15 protein-coding genes are annotated in these 15,004 nt (G+C 63.6%); 7 read left to right on the plus strand and 8 right to left on the minus strand.

Going from position 1 to position 15,004, the window contains the following annotated elements:
• Positions 1 to 119 precede the first annotated feature (119 nt).
• A complete protein-coding gene (locus tag RAD16_RS11355) occupies positions 120 to 638 on the minus strand; it encodes a MarR family winged helix-turn-helix transcriptional regulator (protein WP_458157957.1) in 519 nt (172 codons plus the stop codon).
• Between the two features lie 253 nt (positions 639 to 891).
• Here RAD16_RS11355 and RAD16_RS11360 point away from each other — a divergent pair, with 253 nt between their 5' ends.
• Entirely contained in the window at positions 892 to 2,064 is a 1,173-nt protein-coding gene (locus tag RAD16_RS11360; protein ID WP_458157958.1) for an ABC transporter substrate-binding protein, read from the plus strand.
• Positions 2,065 to 2,094: 30 nt separating this feature from the next.
• Positions 2,095 to 2,553 carry a cupin domain-containing protein gene (locus tag RAD16_RS11365; RefSeq protein WP_458157959.1) on the plus strand — a complete coding sequence of 153 codons (459 nt, stop codon included), beginning with the start codon at positions 2,095 to 2,097 and terminating at the stop codon, positions 2,551 to 2,553.
• 7 nt (positions 2,554 to 2,560) lie between these two features.
• Here RAD16_RS11365 and RAD16_RS11370 read toward each other — a convergent pair whose 3' ends face one another.
• The 3 genes from RAD16_RS11370 to RAD16_RS11380 form a co-directional block, all read right to left on the minus strand.
• A complete protein-coding gene (locus tag RAD16_RS11370) occupies positions 2,561 to 3,811 on the minus strand; it encodes a flavin-dependent oxidoreductase (RefSeq protein WP_458157960.1) in 1,251 nt (416 codons plus the stop codon).
• Positions 3,812 to 3,951: 140 nt separating this feature from the next.
• Positions 3,952 to 4,788 carry an enoyl-CoA hydratase family protein gene (locus RAD16_RS11375; RefSeq protein ID WP_458157961.1) on the minus strand — a complete coding sequence of 279 codons (837 nt, stop codon included), beginning with the start codon at positions 4,786 to 4,788 and terminating at the stop codon, positions 3,952 to 3,954.
• 28 nt (positions 4,789 to 4,816) lie between these two features.
• The gene (locus tag RAD16_RS11380) at positions 4,817 to 5,578 is read right to left on the minus strand and encodes an SDR family NAD(P)-dependent oxidoreductase (RefSeq protein WP_458157962.1); all 762 of its coding nucleotides are present in this window, start codon (positions 5,576 to 5,578) and stop codon (positions 4,817 to 4,819) included.
• A gap of 196 nt (positions 5,579 to 5,774) precedes the next feature.
• Here RAD16_RS11380 and RAD16_RS11385 point away from each other — a divergent pair, with 196 nt between their 5' ends.
• Genes RAD16_RS11385 through RAD16_RS11405 form a run of 5 tightly spaced genes read left to right on the plus strand, consistent with a single transcriptional unit; the run spans position 5,775 to position 11,500 of the window.
• Positions 5,775 to 6,593: an alpha/beta fold hydrolase gene (locus tag RAD16_RS11385; protein WP_458157963.1), complete on the plus strand. Its 819-nt coding sequence runs from the start codon at positions 5,775 to 5,777 to the stop codon at positions 6,591 to 6,593.
• Positions 6,594 to 6,600: 7 nt separating this feature from the next.
• The gene (locus RAD16_RS11390) at positions 6,601 to 7,890 is read left to right on the plus strand and encodes an acyl-CoA dehydrogenase family protein (protein WP_458157964.1); all 1,290 of its coding nucleotides are present in this window, start codon (positions 6,601 to 6,603) and stop codon (positions 7,888 to 7,890) included.
• A 2-nt stretch (positions 7,891 to 7,892) separates the two neighbouring features.
• Entirely contained in the window at positions 7,893 to 9,419 is a 1,527-nt protein-coding gene (locus RAD16_RS11395; RefSeq protein ID WP_458157965.1) for a class I adenylate-forming enzyme family protein, read from the plus strand.
• A complete protein-coding gene (locus tag RAD16_RS11400) occupies positions 9,416 to 10,504 on the plus strand; it encodes an NAD/NADP octopine/nopaline dehydrogenase family protein (RefSeq protein WP_458157966.1) in 1,089 nt (362 codons plus the stop codon). Before RAD16_RS11395 ends, RAD16_RS11400 begins: the two co-directional genes overlap by 4 nt.
• Positions 10,505 to 10,507: 3 nt before the next feature.
• Complete coding sequence (locus RAD16_RS11405) at positions 10,508 to 11,500, plus strand: 3-hydroxybutyryl-CoA dehydrogenase (RefSeq protein WP_458157967.1); 993 nt, start codon at positions 10,508 to 10,510, stop codon at positions 11,498 to 11,500.
• Here the strand turns inward: RAD16_RS11405 and RAD16_RS11410 are convergent.
• From RAD16_RS11410 to RAD16_RS11425, 4 genes are read right to left on the minus strand one after another with little or no spacing between them, the layout of a single operon-like run.
• Positions 11,497 to 12,543 (minus strand): peptidase M29, encoded by a 1,047-nt coding sequence (locus tag RAD16_RS11410; protein WP_458157968.1) that lies wholly within the window; start codon positions 12,541 to 12,543, stop codon positions 11,497 to 11,499. The two genes, RAD16_RS11405 and RAD16_RS11410, sit on opposite strands and share 4 nt — an antisense overlap.
• Before the next feature lie 37 nt (positions 12,544 to 12,580).
• Entirely contained in the window at positions 12,581 to 13,348 is a 768-nt protein-coding gene (locus RAD16_RS11415; protein WP_458157969.1) for an ABC transporter permease, read from the minus strand.
• A complete protein-coding gene (locus RAD16_RS11420) occupies positions 13,345 to 14,130 on the minus strand; it encodes an ABC transporter permease (RefSeq protein ID WP_458157970.1) in 786 nt (261 codons plus the stop codon). Before RAD16_RS11420 ends, RAD16_RS11415 begins: the two co-directional genes overlap by 4 nt.
• Positions 14,127 to 14,972, minus strand: coding sequence for an ABC transporter ATP-binding protein (locus RAD16_RS11425; RefSeq protein ID WP_458157971.1), 846 nt, complete (start codon positions 14,970 to 14,972; stop codon positions 14,127 to 14,129). The genes RAD16_RS11420 and RAD16_RS11425 overlap by 4 nt, the downstream gene beginning before the upstream one ends.
• Positions 14,973 to 15,004 lie beyond the last annotated feature (32 nt).

Consider the following 15,004-nt stretch of genomic DNA (forward strand, 5'->3'; position numbering starts at 1 on the left):
GGCAGCACTATCTGGAAAACATTTTAGGCTTAAAATAATTTGGCGCAATAGTGGATTTTAGGCGCCCCGTGCTTTTTCTTGCGGCGAAGAGGGATTGACGAACCAGCCCGATCGCGGCCCTAGGGCCGGCGGCGCGCGGCCGATTTCTGCGCCGACGCCTTGGTCTTGGCGAGAAGGCGCATCAGCTCGCGCACATCCTTCGGTGTCAGGTCGACGAAGAGATCGGCAATCCAGGTCTCATGCTCCGCAGCCATCCTGCGGAACTCGGCGCGACCGAGTTTTGTGAGGCGGATCACCTGGACCCGACGGTCCGTCTCCGAAGTGCGCCGGTCGAGATGTCCGGATTCCACGAGACGCTCGACCAGGCCGGTGACGTTGCCGTTGGACACCATCATGCGCTTGGAGACGTCGGACAACGTCATGCCATCAGGCGCCTTGTCGAGCTGCGCCATCAGGTCGAAACGGGGCAGCGTGACGTCGAAGCGCTGCCGCAGCCGGCCGCGCACTTCCCCTTCGATCAGGGTCGTGCAGGTGAGCAGGCGCAACCACAGCCGAAGCTCTTCGGCATGGTCCTCTGGCGTCTCGACGGCCTTGGTCTCGGAATCGAGCATTTCGGTGCAATCACTCACGGGCGGCATTAGCGCCGGCACGGATTCCCTAACGTTTTGAGCTTCAAATAAATCGGCGCCGGCCGCAAGTCCAAAGCTGCAGCAATCGACCGCACGTCGATTTCTTTAGGCTTCAAATAATTGGCGTGCGGCTTGCATGCGCGCTTCCTCGCGGGATGGCGACGCCTTGAGCTTGCTTGCCGCGGCAGCCATCATCGGCATAAGCTTCGAATTGGAGTACGCGGCTTGCAGCGCAGGCCCGATCGTCACGAGGGGACAGATCATGAAGACGCAATTGACCTTGACCGCAGCCGCCTTGTTGCTCGGCACAACAATGAACCCGGCCCTCGCCCAGGAGAAGATCAAGCTGGGCGTGATCGTGACGCTGTCGGGACCCGCCGCCGCGCTCGGCCAGCAGGTTCGCGACGGCTTCGCGCTCGCGGTGAAGGATCTCGGCAGCAAGATGGGCGGCCGCGATGTCGAGGTCGTCGTGGTTGACGACGAGCTCAAGCCGGATGCTGCGGTGACCAAGGTCAAAGGCCTGCTGGAGCGCGACAAGGTCGACTTCGTGGTCGGCCCGATCTTCTCCAACATCCTCCAGGCGATCCACCGACCGGTGACGGAATCGAAAGTGTTCCTGATCAGCCCCAATGCGGGCCCGTCGACTTTTGCCGGCAAGGACTGCAACCCGTTCTTCTATGTCACGTCGTACCAGAACGACCAGGTCCACGAGATCCTCGGCAAGGTCGCGCAGGATCGCGGCTACAAGCGCATGTACCTGATGGTGCCGAACTATCAGGCCGGCAAGGATTCGGTGGCCGGCTTCAAGCTCGACTACAAGGGCGAGATCGTCGAGGAATCCTACATGCCGCTCAACACGCTCGACTTCCAGCCGGAGCTGTCCAAGATTTCCTCGCAGAAGCCTGATGCGCTCTTCACCTTCATGCCGGGCGGCCTCGGCGTCAATCTCGTCAAGCAGTACCGGCAGGCGGGCCTTGCCGACAGCATCCCGGTGCTCTCGGCCTTCACGGTGGATGAATCGACCCTGCCGGCGCAGCAGGACGCGGCGGTCGGCATGTTCGGTGGCGCAAACTGGGCACCCAATCTCGACAATCCCCAGAACAAGAAGTTCGTCGCCGCCTATGAGGCCGCCTATAACGTCGTGCCCGGCACCTACGCCTTCCAGGCCTATGACGCCGCGATGCTGATCGACAGCGCGATCAAGGGCGTGAAGGGCGACCTCTCGAACAAGGACGCTGTCGGGGCCGCACTGAAGAAGGCCGATTTCACCTCGCTGCGCGGCGCCTTCAAGTTCAATACCAACGGCTATCCGATCCAGGATTTCTACCTGACCAAGGTCGCCAAGCGTCCGGACGGCAAGTTCCAGACCGAGATCGTCCAGAAGGTTTTCGAGAATTACGGCGACCGCTATGCCAAGGACTGCAAGGCGAACTAAGGTCGCGCGTCGCGTCAAGGGAGGACTTCAATGAGCAGCGAAATCACCGGCATCACCCGGGCCAATGAGGGGATCCAGGGCATTTCCTGGAACATCCTTGGCCAGACCTACCTACCGAAGAGCAAGACCGAGCACAGCTTCTCCTGGCACGCGACCTTGCCGCCGGGCACGTTCGTGCCGCCGCACATCCATCCCGACCAGGATGAGTATCTCTACATGCTGGAGGGCAAGCTCGATTTCGTGCTCGGCAATTCGGAGGCGCAGGCGACCGCCGGCGATCTGATCCGGCTCGGCATGGGCGTACCGCACGGTATCTTCAACAAATCGGAGCAGACCGCAAAGGTGCTGTTCTGGGTCTCACCAACCAAAAAGCTGTTCGACCTATTCTGGGGCCTTCACAACATGAAGGAGCAGAAGCCGGAGGACGTCGTGGCGATGGCGGCCGAGTTCAACATCCACTTCCTGCCGCCGCCTCCCGGCGCCGGTTAGCCGCTATTTAGGCGCGCACCGCCGCAAGTCCCGGGACTGCGGCGAAGCCGGCCTTGGTGGCATAGCCGCGCACGATCGCCTCGCGCTGGGAATAGCTCAGCACGTTATCGACATTGTCGAAGCCATCGGGCGCAAGCTGCTCGACGGCGTCGATGACGCCTTCGGGGCCGCCGCGCCGATTCGAACGCACGATGTCGGCGGTCATCGGCAGACGCTTCTTCTCGTATTCCATCAGCGCCTGGCACGGATGCTCGGCGCGCACCAGTGCGTCGGCCAGGCAGCGCGCGTCGAGGATCGCCTGCGACGCGCCGTTCGAGCCGACCGGATACATGGGATGCGCGGCATCGCCGAGCAGGGTGACGCGCCCCGATGACCAATAGGGCAAGGGATCGCGGTCGCAGGTCGGATATTCGTAGAATTCGGGCGTTGCCGAGATCAGGCTCCTCACGTCGATATAGGGCACCGAGAAGCGCGCCACATGCGGCATCAGCTCCTCGCGGCGGCCCGGCCGTGACCAGTCCTCTTTCCGCGGCGGCGGGGCATTGCCCTCGCCGACCTTCACCAGCACCGCCCAGTTGGTCAGACGGCTCGCAGGGCTCGATCCCTCCGCAATGGGATAGATCACCACCTTGGCATTGAGCCCACCGGCCACGATCATCGACTTGCCGGTGAGGAACAGCGGCCAGTCGCGCGCACCGCGCCACAACATCAAGCCGTTCCAGCACGGCGGCCCCTCGTTCGGGAACAGCGTGTCGCGCACGCGCGAATGGATGCCGTCGGCGCCGATCAGGATATCGCCGCGCGCGGTATGGATGTGCGTGCCGGCACGATCGAAGAAATAGGCGGTGACGCCGCCTTCGTCCTGCGTAAACGCGCCAAGGCGGCAACCGGTGTGAATCGCTTCGTGCCCGAGCCGCTCCTCGACGGCACGATGGATCACGCCCTGAAGGCGGCCGCGGTGAATCGAGAATTGCGGCACGTCGTGACCGGCATCGACGCCGCGCGCTTCACGCCAGACTTCCTGGCCGTGGCGATTGAGATAATAGAGCTGGTCGGTGCGGATCGCGACGTCGTCGAGCTTCTGGAGAAGGCCGAGGCCAGCGAGCTCACGCATCGCATGCGGCAGCGTATTGATGCCGACACCAAGCTCGCGAATGGTGTCGGCCTGCTCGAAAATCTCGCAGTCGAGGCCACGTGACCGCAGCATTAGTGCCGTGGTGAGACCACCGATACCGCCACCGACGATAATCGCCTTCATCGCCCTTACTCCACTCAATACACAGGCAACGGGGTTAACGTCGCATGGGCGGTCACTCCGCCGCAAGCGGCTTTGTCGCCTCCGCCCTGCCCTCGACCCGAGGTCTTGGGCTTAGCCTTAACTGCATGCAAAGCCGGGACTCAGTCGCCCCTGAAGACCGGCTTGACCTTGTTGGCAAAGGCCTCGAAGGCACGCTCGAAATCCGCCGTTGTCATGCAGAGGGCCTGGGCAACCGCCTCCGCCTCGATGGCTTCCTCCACCGACATTGCCCATTCCATCGCCAGCATCCGCTTGGTCATGGTGTTGGCGAAAGTCGGCCCTTCCGCGACCTGCTTCGCCAGCAGTTGCGCCTGGGGCAGCACCTGCTCGGGCGTCAGGATGCGACTGAAAAAGCCCCACCGCTCGCCCTCCTCCGCGGTCATGAACCGGCCGGTGTAGAGCAACTCGGAGGCACGGGACTGCCCGATGATCCGCGGCAGGATCGCGCAGGCGCCCATATCGCACCCGGCAAGACCCACCTTGTTGAACAGGAATGCGACCTTGGTCCCGCTCGCAGCGAGGCGCATGTCCGACGCCATCGCAATGATCGCGCCAGCACCGGCGCAGATGCCCTCGACCGCCGCCACGATCGGCTGCGGGCAAGCCCGCATCGCCTTGACGAGGTCGCCGGTCATCCGGGTGAAGGCGGTCAGCCCCTTGGTATCCATCTTCACCAGCGGGCCAATGATCTCGAAGACATCGCCGCCGGACGAAAAATTGCCGCCGGCGCCGGTGACGACGATGGTCTTGACCTCGTCGTCGAATGCGCAGGCGCGGAAGAAATCGGTGAGCTCGCGGTAGCTTTCGAAGGTCAGCGGGTTCTTTCGCTCGGGACGATTGAGCGTCACGGTCGCAACACCATCGACCACGGCCAGCAGAAAGTGCTGCGGCGAATAATCGGCGAGCGGCACGGTCACGGGATTGGCGGGTCTGCTCATGCGTTGTCCTTTTCCTTGTTCCGAGCCGCTAGATTTCGCCACCAGCAACGGCAATCGCCTGACCGGTGATCGCGCCGGCGCCCTCGCCGCACAGCCAGAGCACGGCATCCGCCACTTCCTGAGGCGAGATCAGCCGCCCCTGCGGATTGTGTTTGGCGAGCTCGGCAATCGCCTGCTCGCGGGTTCGTCCCGTCTTCTTCATGATATTGTCGATACTGCCCGCGACCAGATCGGTGTCAGTGAATCCGGGGCAAACCGCATTCACGGTCACGCTGCTACCGGCCATTTCGAGCGCGAGCGAACGCACGAGCCCGACCACCGCGTGCTTGGCGGCGACATATGCGCTGACATACGCATAACCCTTGAGCCCCGCTGTCGAGGCTACCGCAACGATGCGTCCGTAGGGACGATCCTTCATGCCCGGCAGAACACCCTGGACGGCATGGACTACGCCCATGAAATTGACATCCATCATGCGCGCAAACAAGGCACTGTCTGATTTCGCAAATGGCGCGGATTCGGCGCTGCCCGCATTGGCAACCAGGATATCGATCGGCTTTCGCGCATGCGCCTCGGCGATCGCGGCTTTCATCGACGCTTCGTTCGACACGTCGGCAACGGCTGCAAAATGCGCAGCACCTGCGCTGACCGCCTCCTCAAGAGTAGCGGCGTTCCGGCCAAGCACCGTCACAGTGGCACCTGCGCCGACGAGAGACGCCGCGATTGCCCGGCCGATGCCGCGGCCACCACCGGTCACCAGCGCGTGTGACGAGTGCGGCAATCCGGACATGCGCGAGCTCCCTGGAAGTCTGCTGATCGTTCTTCCGATATATTTTAACCTTCAAGCTTTTGCAACGAGCGGGCCGATCGATGCCATGAACGCCTCTCGCAACAGACCGGCCCGAAAATTGCTTTAAGTATAAAATTATCTCTTCCCATCCCTCACAGGCCTGTTAGCATCGCTGGGCCAAGCCAAAGGATGTCGCGTGTCGCAGCCTTCGCCAATGATAACAAAGGACGGCCGCTTCGCCTATGAAGCCGCCGGTGATCCGGACGCGATACCTCTGATTTTCCTGCATGGCATCGGCGGCGCGGCGCGGGCCTGGCGGCAGCAGCTCGCCACATTCAGCGGCCGCTTCCACGCGATTGCATGGGACATGCCCGGCTATGGCGGATCGGCGCCGCTCGCCAGCGTCAGCATCGCTGCCCTGGCCGATGCACTCCAGCAATTCATCGAGCAGCTCGGTGCGAGCAAGCCCATCCTGGTCGGCCATTCCATCGGCGGCATGATCATCCAGAAATGGCTGGTGCAATCGCCGAAGCTTGCGCGCGCGGTAGTGCTCGCGCAAACCAGCCCGGCCTTCGGCAAGGCCGACGGCGACTGGCAAAGATCGTTCATCGCAGCGCGGCTTGGGCCGCTCGACCGCGGCGAAACGATGAAGTCGCTGGCGCCTTCGCTGGTGAAGGAACTTGTCGGCGATGATCCTGCCCCCAAGGGAATGGAGCTGGCGCGCGAGTGCATGGCAAGCGTGCCGGAAGCGAGCTATCGCGCCATGATGCTGGCCTTGATCGGGTTCGATCAGCGCAGCACGCTCAAGGACATTTCCGTGCCGACGCTGTTGCTGTCCGGCTCCAAGGACAGCAACGCGCCTGCGCCGATGATGGCGAAGACGGCGACTTACATTCCGGCTGCTGAATATATCGAGCTGGCCGGCGTCGGCCATCTCGCCAATCTCGAACGTCCGGATGCCTTCGACAAGGCGCTAGGCGGCTTCCTCGACTCTGTCGCTGCAAAACACGGGTGACCGCGCCATGACCATGCAAGTCAGCAAGACCATCGGCGCAACCGGCAAGGTCGCGCTGGATGCGCCGATCTTCGATCCCGTAGCATTCCGCCTGAGCGACGAGCAGGCGGGCATCATCGCGCGCGCTCGCGAGATCGGCCAGAGCGTGTTCGCCGGCCGCGCCGCCACGTATGATCGCGAGGCGGTCTTCCCGACCGAGAATTACCGCGACCTCCACCGTGCCGGCCTACTCGGCATCGCCGTCCCGAAGAGGCATGGCGGACTCGGCGCGAACTATCAGACCTATGCCATGGCAGCCGCCGAGATCGGCCGCTATTGCGGCGCCACCGCGCTCACCTGGAACATGCATGTCTGCTCGACCTTGTGGTCGGGCCTGCTCGCCGACGATCTCGACATGGACGCGGAAACTCGCGCCGAGCACGAAAAGCGGCGCGCAGTTCACTACAAGCGTATCGTCGAGGATGGCGCGATCTACTCACAACCCTTCTCGGAAGGCGGAGCTGCCGCCGCAGGCGGCGTCGCCTTCGGCACCGAAGCAAAGCCCGTCAAGGGCGGTTGGATCGTCAACGGCAAGAAGATCTTTGCATCGCTCTCGGGCCACGCCGACTATTACGGCGTGCTCTGCACCGAGATCGAGGAAGGCGAGAAGGCGTCGCGCCGCAATACCCTCTACCTCGCGATCTCCGCAAAATCGGAGGGCGTCTCGGTTGTCGGCGACTGGGATCCCCTCGGCATGCGCGGCACGGTCTCGCGGACGCTGCTGTTTAAGGGCGTGTTCGTGCCGGAGGATTCCGCGCTGATGCCACGCGGCGTCTATTTCCAGGCGGCGATGCGTTGGCCGCACATGTTCCTGACGCTGTCACCGACCTATATGGGCCTCGCGCAGGCCGCCTATGACTTCACCGTGCGCTATTTGCGGGGCGAAGTGCCGGGGATGCCGCCGGTCAAGCGGCGGATGTATCCGACCAAGCAGATCGCGGTCGCGCAGATGCAGATCAAGCTGGAGCAGATCAAGGGAATCTGGTTCCAGGCCGTCACCGAAGCCTGTGCCAATCCGAGCAAGGAACAGGTACTCCGCGCCTATGCTGCGCAATATTCGGTCATGGAAGGCGCCAATGAGCTCGCGGCGCTCGCGATCCGCACGTGCGGCGGTCAGGCCATGCTGCGCTCGCTGCCGCTGGAGCGAATCTATCGCGACAGCCGCTGCGGCTCGCTGATGCTGCCCTGGACAGCCGAGCTCTGCCTCGACCGGATCGGCCGCGAGGCGCTGTACGAGACCGGCGAGACGGACGACTGACGGTGGACCTCTGCAGTCTGATCGATCGCAACGCGGCGTTTTCGCCAGACAAGACAGCCATCGCTTTTGAAGGGGAGCGGCTGAGCTATGCGGCCTTTGCCGCGCGCATTGAACAGACCGCGACAGCCCTGAAGCAGGAGCTTGGCGTCGGCCGCGGCGACCGCGTCGCGATCCTGAGCCTGAACCGGCCGGACTACCTGGTTCTTCTCTACGCATGCGCGCGGCTCGGCGCGATGCTGGTGCCGCTGAACTGGCGGCTGGCCGTCGCCGAGCAGCTCTTCATCCTCACTGATGCCAGCGCCAAAGTCCTGGTGCTCGAGCAGGCATTTGAGGGAGTTCTTCCCGAGCTCGCACCGGGGACTGCCGTCGTCGGCCTCGATTTCGCGCCGCCGCGCGGAACGACGTTCGAAGGCCTGCTGGCTCGCAGCGAGGGCAAAGGCCGCAATCCGCGCACCGATCTCTCCTGCCCGCTTCTGATCGTCTACACGTCAGGAACGACCGGGCGGCCGAAGGGCGCTGTGCTCCGGCAGGAGGCGCTGTTCTGGAACGGCGTCATGAGCCAGCACATGCACAACATGACGTCCGACGATCATGTGCTGACGGTGCTGCCGTTCTTCCATGTCGGCGGCCTCAACATTCAGACCACCGCTGCGCTCCAGCTCGGCGCGACTGTCACAATTCATGCTCGCTTCACGCCGGATAGCGCGCTCGCCGCGATCGAATGTGAGCGGCCGACGCTGACGGTGATGGTGCCGGCGATCATTCAGGCCGTGAGCGAGCATCCCGCCTGGACGACGACCAATCTCTCGTCGTTGAAGGCCGTTGCCACCGGATCGACCATCGTACCGCCACATCTGATCGAGCGTTTCGTTGCACGCGGCGTTCCCGTACTCCAGGTCTACGGCTCGACAGAGACCTGCCCCATCGCGGTCTACACGCGCATGGGCGGCGATCTCTCGCGTGCGGGATCGACCGGACTTGCCGGCCTGTGCTGCGAAGCGAAGGTGATCGATCAGGCCGGCAATGAAGTGCCTGCTGGCACGCCGGGCGAGATCGCGGTGCGCGGCCCCAACGTGTTCTTCGAATATTGGGGCGATGCGGACGCCACGCGAGATGCGCTTCACGATGGCTGGTATCGCACCGGCGACATCGGCCTGTGCGACGCCGACGGCTATTTCTGGGTTCGCGACCGCAGGAAGAACATGATCATTTCCGGCGGGGAGAACGTCTATCCGGCCGAGGTCGAACGTGTCCTGCTCGAACACCCCGATGTCAGCGAATGCGCCGTGATTGGCCGGCCCGATCCGCGCTGGGACGAAGTCCCGATCGCCTATGTCATCCGGCGATCCGGCTGCCGGCTCGACGCGGATGAGCTGCGAACGCACCTTCAAGCGCAACTGGCGCGCTACAAGGTGCCACGCGATATCGTCTTCGTCACCGACCTGCCGCGTACGGCGCTGGGCAAGGTCCAGCACTTCCTGCTGAAGCAGCTTGATGCGCAGTCTCGCGCGCAAGGAGAAGCATCTTGAAGATTGCGGTTCTGGGTGGGGGAAACGGCTCTTTCGCGGCCGCAGGCGATTTTGCGCTCTCGGGCCATGAGGTCCGGCTCTGGCGCCGCGACGCCGATCAGGTCGCAGCCCATCGCGCGGCCGGCTCGCGCATCCTGGTGAAGGATCATAACGGCCGGCACGATGTGACGCTTGAGCTGGTCACGACCGACATCGCCGAAGCCGTCAGCGGCGCAGAGCTGATCCTGTGCCCTGCCCCCGCCTTCGCGCAGCCCGACATTGCCCGCCTGCTTGCGCCGCATTTGCGCGACGGCCAGGTCGTATTCCTGCCGCCGGCGACATTCGGGTCAATGATCTTCGCTCAGGCAGCACGGGATGCCGGTAACCACGCCAAGGCGAGCTTTGCCGAAACCGGTACGCTGCCCTGGCTGACACGCAAGCACGGGCCGTTCGAGGTCGCGATCACCATCCGGGCCAAACGGCTGCCGGTCGGCGTATTCCCGCTCGATCAGGCGCCGCAGGTACTTGAAGTGATCGGACGCGCCTTCCCGGATGCCATCGAGCCGTGCGGAGATGCGTTGTCCGGCGCGCTGATGAACGCGGGTCCGATCATCCATCCGCCGCTGATCGTGATGAATGCAGGTCCGATCGAGCATTTCGAGCGATGGGATATTCACAAGGAAGGAACGCAGGCCGCGATCCGCCGCGTGACGGACGCACTAGATGGCGAGCGGATCGCCGTGCGCGAGGCGCTCGGATACGGCGCGCCGCATTTTCCGCTGGCGCACCACTATGCGAAAGAAGGCGAGATCTGGATGTACGGCCGCGGCTCGCATGACCGGCTGACTGATTCCGGCGACTGGCGCGAGCGGATTGTTCTGACCGAGCACCGCTATATGCGCGAGGATTTGCGGCTCGGGCTGTCGCTGCTGGTCTCCGTCGCCGGCCTGGCCGGTGTGGCCACGCCGCTCGCCAAGGCATTCCTGGCCATCGGCGGCGCCGTCTGCGGCGAGGATTTTGCGCAGGGCGGCCGAACGCTCGAGACGCTGGGGCTTGGCAAACTGGGCAAGGCCGAACTGCAGACGCTTCTTCGCAAGGGATATTGATCGATGACCAGCCGCGCCAACATTGCCTGTCTCGGCGCCGGCCGCATGGGACGCGGCATCGCCGTCGCGTTCGCCTACGCGGGACATCCGGTCACGATGATCGACATCAAGGCACGTTCAGCGGAGGATTTTGCTAAGCTGGAGGCGGACGCGCTCGGCGAAGTCAGGACAACTTTTGCCAGTCTGTCGAAGCTGGGCTTGCTGACCGAAGCGGATGTCGCTCCGCTCATTGCACGCGTATCGGTGGTTCCGGCCAGCCAAAGCGACGCAGCGCTGGCCGTGGCCGAAATGGTGTTCGAGGGGGTTCCTGAGGTCGTCGAGCTCAAGCGCGAGGTGTTGGGGGCGGCTTCAAAGCAGGTCGGCCCGGACACAATCATCGCATCGACGACCTCAACCATCCTCGTCGACGACCTCTCGGGCGCGATCGAGAACCCACGCCGCTTTCTCAATGTGCACTGGCTCAATCCGGCCTATCTGATCCCGTTGGTTGAAGTTTCGCCCGGCAAGGCCACCGATCCCGCGATCATCGATGAGGTCAAGGCGCTGCTGGAGGGCATTGGCAAGAAGCCGGTCGTCTGCGCGGCCACACCAGGCTTCATCGTCCCACGCATCCAGGCGCTCGCGATGAACGAAGCCGCGCGCATGGTCGAGGAAGGCGTCGCCAGCGCCGAAGAGATCGACAAGGCGATCCGTTACGGTTTCGGCTTCCGCTATGCCGTGCTTGGATTGCTCGAATTCATCGACTGGGGTGGCGGCGATATTCTGTACTATGCGAGCCGCTATCTCGAAGGCGCGCTTGGCAGCGACCGCTATCGCGCGCCCGATGTCATTTCCCGCAACATGCATGAGGGACGGATCGGCCTGCGCACCGGCGCCGGCTTCCTCGATTATTCCGGCATGGACGTCGACGCCTACCGCGTCAAGCGGCTCCAGGCCATGGTCGACCTGCTCCGGCACTTCGACCTGGCTCGCCCGCCCGTGCTCGATCGCAGCTAGCCGAAGACGTCCTGAAGCACGCCTTCCCGCACGACCGCGACCCCATCGAGCTCGATGGTCGTCCCCATCATCGGCAAGTCGAAATGGCCGGCCGTGTAGCGGCCCGCGAATTCGTTGGCGCCGGTCGAGAACAGGAAGTTGCCGGAGACGGCACGAATTTCCGTGCCGTTGGTGTCGCGCTGATCGTACATCGACAGAGCCTCGTAGCGCGCGCCCGGGTTCATGCCGAAACCGACATGCGAGACCGCATAGGCCTCGCGATCGCCCCAGGCAGCAAGATAGGCGCGCATCATCGCAGCATCCGTGCCCTCGCCCTCCAGCTCGACAACGTAGTCGTCCTTCAAGGTCATCTTCACCGGTGAGGTCAGGTAGCGCTTGAAGGTCAGGTTGATGTCGCCGGGCGCCATCACCAGCGTGCCATTGATCGTCCCGCTCTTGGGGAAGCTGACGACGATGCCGCCGGGCCAATGCGCCAGCGTGCCCGGCTTGTCGGTCCAGCCCCACACGCCGACCGTGGACGCACCGACCATGTCCACGTCGAGCGCCGTGCCGGCCTTCGAAGTGACCCGCATCCGCTTGGTCCCGCGCAGCATCTTCGCAGCCGCGCGGACGCGCTTCTCCAGCACCGGATCCGGCACCATCCGCTCCAGAGCTTCGGGATGCTCGTTCGAGATCACCAGGATGCGGGCTCCGGCCTTGAGGATCTCCGGCGTCTCCACCGCATGCATCAGTCCCTCGATGGTGCAATCCACCACAAAGCCGGCCTGCTGAAGCGCGGTGATGACCGGACCAAGCTTCTGGATCGCCTCGCTCGCTCCCGTCGAGCGAACCGGAACGATATTCCGATTGCGCGGCGTCGGCATGACGACATGAAACGGCTTCGCTCCCTTTCGCAACAGGGCCAGCTCCGCCAGATGCACGTTCAGCGCACGCGACTGGGTTTCCGAGAGGATGGCGGCGGTATCGCCGGGCTTGACGGCGCAACGTTCAAAGATCTCGCAAAACGCGTCGATCCATTTTGCTTCGATGCGATCAGCCAGCATAGTTCACTCCCGGTCATCTGGTTTCTTGTTCGTCAGATCACGCCTCGGGGAAGCCCCGCAATAGGTAGGATCGCACGGCACCCAAGAGGGCGTTCAGGATCAGTCCCAGCAGCGAGATCGTGATCAGCGGCACGAACATGTCGACGGCCTGGAAGGTCCGGGCCGCGGTGACGAGCGCGTGACCCAATCCGTCCGTCGACGTGATCATCTCGGCCAGAAACACCACGATGCAGGAAATGACAAGGCCGATCCGGCAGCCGGTCAGGATGGACGGCATCGCCGCCGGCAGCACCACCTTGAACAGGATCTCGTACCGCGGCGTCCCCGCCGCCATGGCCGACCAGATCAGCTTCTGCTCGACGGTCGAAGCACCGTAATAGGTGGACAGCAGAATGGGAAACAGAGCGTCCGCGGCAACCAACGTGATCTTCGATCCGTGGCCAAAGCCGAGCAAAAGCAGCAGCGCCGGATAGAGCGCCACCTTCGGCAATGGCGCCAAGACGCGCACGATCGGCCGAACCACGGCGTTGATCGCAGGACTGGCAGCCGCGGCGATGCCGATGCCGACGCCCAACACGACCGCGATTGCAAAGCCGGCAAACAGCCGGATCAGGGTCGCCGCGACTTCCTGCTGAAACGTCCAGGTCAGGAGTTGCCGAAGCAACCGGCTGAAGACGTATCCTGGCGGCGGCAGCAAGACCGCAGGCGCAAAGCCGAATGACACGAGGCCCTGCCACAGCGCAATCACCAGCACGATCGGCGCCAGCCCGAGGATGAGGTTTGCTGGAAGGAGGCGCGATGTCATGAGAAGCTCAGCGGCAGGTCGAACTGAGGCTCGGACCAGCGCACCAGCCGTGCGCGAACCCGCTCGAAGATAGCATCGAGGCAAATTCCCATCGCCCCCACGATGATGATCATCGCGAAGACCGTGTCGTACTGACCCATGTCGAGCGCATTGAACAGGATGTTCCCGGCGCCGGACTGGCGGGCGATCATCTCGCTGGTGATCATCGTGATCAGCGCCAGTACGAGCCCGGTACGGCACCCGGTCAGGATTTCCGGCAGTGCAGCCGGCAACGCGATCCGCACTAGGCGTTGCAGCGGCGAGAGCCCCATCGCTGCGCCCGACCACAGCATCTTCTCTTCGACCGCCTTGGCCCCCTCAAAGCTATGGTAGATCACGGGCAGGCTGACACCGAGGAAGATCACCAGCGTCTTTGTGATATCGCCGACGCCCAGCCACAGCATGATGATCGGCATCAGGGCTGCCTTCGGCACCGGGTAGATCACCATCAGGAGCGGATTGAAGAAGGCCGCGACGCCGCGACTGCGTCCCATCAACAACCCAAGCGGAATCGAAAACAGCACGGCGATACCGAACCCGATTGCCATGCGGTGAAGCGAGGCGAGGATGTTGATCAGGGACTCCTTGTCGCCCAGGATGTCCGGGATCGCGCGGATCGCCTCGAGCGCCGTTGGGAAACTGTCGTTCTTCAGCGCGAGCGAGGCGACCTGCCACGCTGCCAGCAACCCGATGCAGGCAAGCACCGGAGCGGCGCGCTTGACCATGGCAGCCGGCGATATCATGAGGCGGGCCCGGCTTTGTCGCTCTCGTCGAACATGCGTTCGATGTCGACGACGTATTTCTGGTAGCGGGGGTCGAGCAATAGCTCGTTACGCCTGCGCGGCCGCGGCAGATCGATGTCGATCACCTGCCGGATGCGGCCGGGCGATTTCGACATCATCACGACCTTGTCCGACAGGAAAACGGCCTCGTCGACCGAATGGGTGACGAACAGCACCGTCTTGCGATCGCGCTCCCAGATGTTCAGAAGATCGTTCTGCAGCCGCGTCCGGGTATGAGCGTCCAGCGCGCCGAACGGCTCGTCCATCAGCAGGACTTCGGGATGGTAGGCCAGCGTCCGGGCCAGTGCCACGCGCTGCTTCATACCGCCCGACAGTTCCTTGGGATAGAAGTTCTCATAACCCTTGAGGCCGACCATCTCGATCAGGGCCCGGCTCTGCGCTTCCGCTTCAGTCGCGCGCACGCCTTGCTGGCGCGGGCCGTACATCACGTTGCCCAGCACGGTCTTCCAAGGAAACAGCGCGAATTCCTGAAATACGGGACCACGATCCGGTCCCGGACTCGTGATCGCCTGCCCCTTGATTTTGGCCGCGCCGCTGGTCGGGCTGACGAAGCCGCCAACGATGTAAAGCAGGGTCGACTTGCCGCAACCGGACGGGCCGAGGATGGAGACGAAGGCGCCCTCTTCGATCGTCAACGAAATGTCCGATAACGCCAAATGGTCCTTGCGCGCCGAGGTCTGAAAGACCTGCGAGACGCGGTCGATCTCGATGATCGCAGAAGCCGGCTTTTGCAACGTCACCGGGCTCACCCATTCATTCGATCTCGAAGGCACTACCTTCATCACGTCTCTCGTCTCACTCGCGCGCGGACATT

This window comes from Bradyrhizobium sp. 18BD (assembly GCF_054185225.1).

Coding starts and splice junctions, on each gene's coding strand:
- RAD16_RS11355 (WP_458157957.1), bottom strand. CDS start 638: ATGCCGCCCGTGAGTGATTGCACCGAAATGCTCGATTCCGAGACCAAG.
- RAD16_RS11360 (WP_458157958.1), top strand. CDS start 892: ATGAAGACGCAATTGACCTTGACCGCAGCCGCCTTGTTGCTCGGCACA.
- RAD16_RS11365 (WP_458157959.1), top strand. CDS start 2,095: ATGAGCAGCGAAATCACCGGCATCACCCGGGCCAATGAGGGGATCCAG.
- RAD16_RS11370 (WP_458157960.1), bottom strand. CDS start 3,811: ATGAAGGCGATTATCGTCGGTGGCGGTATCGGTGGTCTCACCACGGCA.
- RAD16_RS11375 (WP_458157961.1), bottom strand. CDS start 4,788: ATGAGCAGACCCGCCAATCCCGTGACCGTGCCGCTCGCCGATTATTCG.
- RAD16_RS11380 (WP_458157962.1), bottom strand. CDS start 5,578: ATGTCCGGATTGCCGCACTCGTCACACGCGCTGGTGACCGGTGGTGGC.
- RAD16_RS11390 (WP_458157964.1), top strand. CDS start 6,601: ATGACCATGCAAGTCAGCAAGACCATCGGCGCAACCGGCAAGGTCGCG.
- RAD16_RS11405 (WP_458157967.1), top strand. CDS start 10,508: ATGACCAGCCGCGCCAACATTGCCTGTCTCGGCGCCGGCCGCATGGGA.
- RAD16_RS11410 (WP_458157968.1), bottom strand. CDS start 12,543: ATGCTGGCTGATCGCATCGAAGCAAAATGGATCGACGCGTTTTGCGAG.
- RAD16_RS11415 (WP_458157969.1), bottom strand. CDS start 13,348: ATGACATCGCGCCTCCTTCCAGCAAACCTCATCCTCGGGCTGGCGCCG.
- RAD16_RS11420 (WP_458157970.1), bottom strand. CDS start 14,130: ATGATATCGCCGGCTGCCATGGTCAAGCGCGCCGCTCCGGTGCTTGCC.
- RAD16_RS11425 (WP_458157971.1), bottom strand. CDS start 14,972: ATGAAGGTAGTGCCTTCGAGATCGAATGAATGGGTGAGCCCGGTGACG.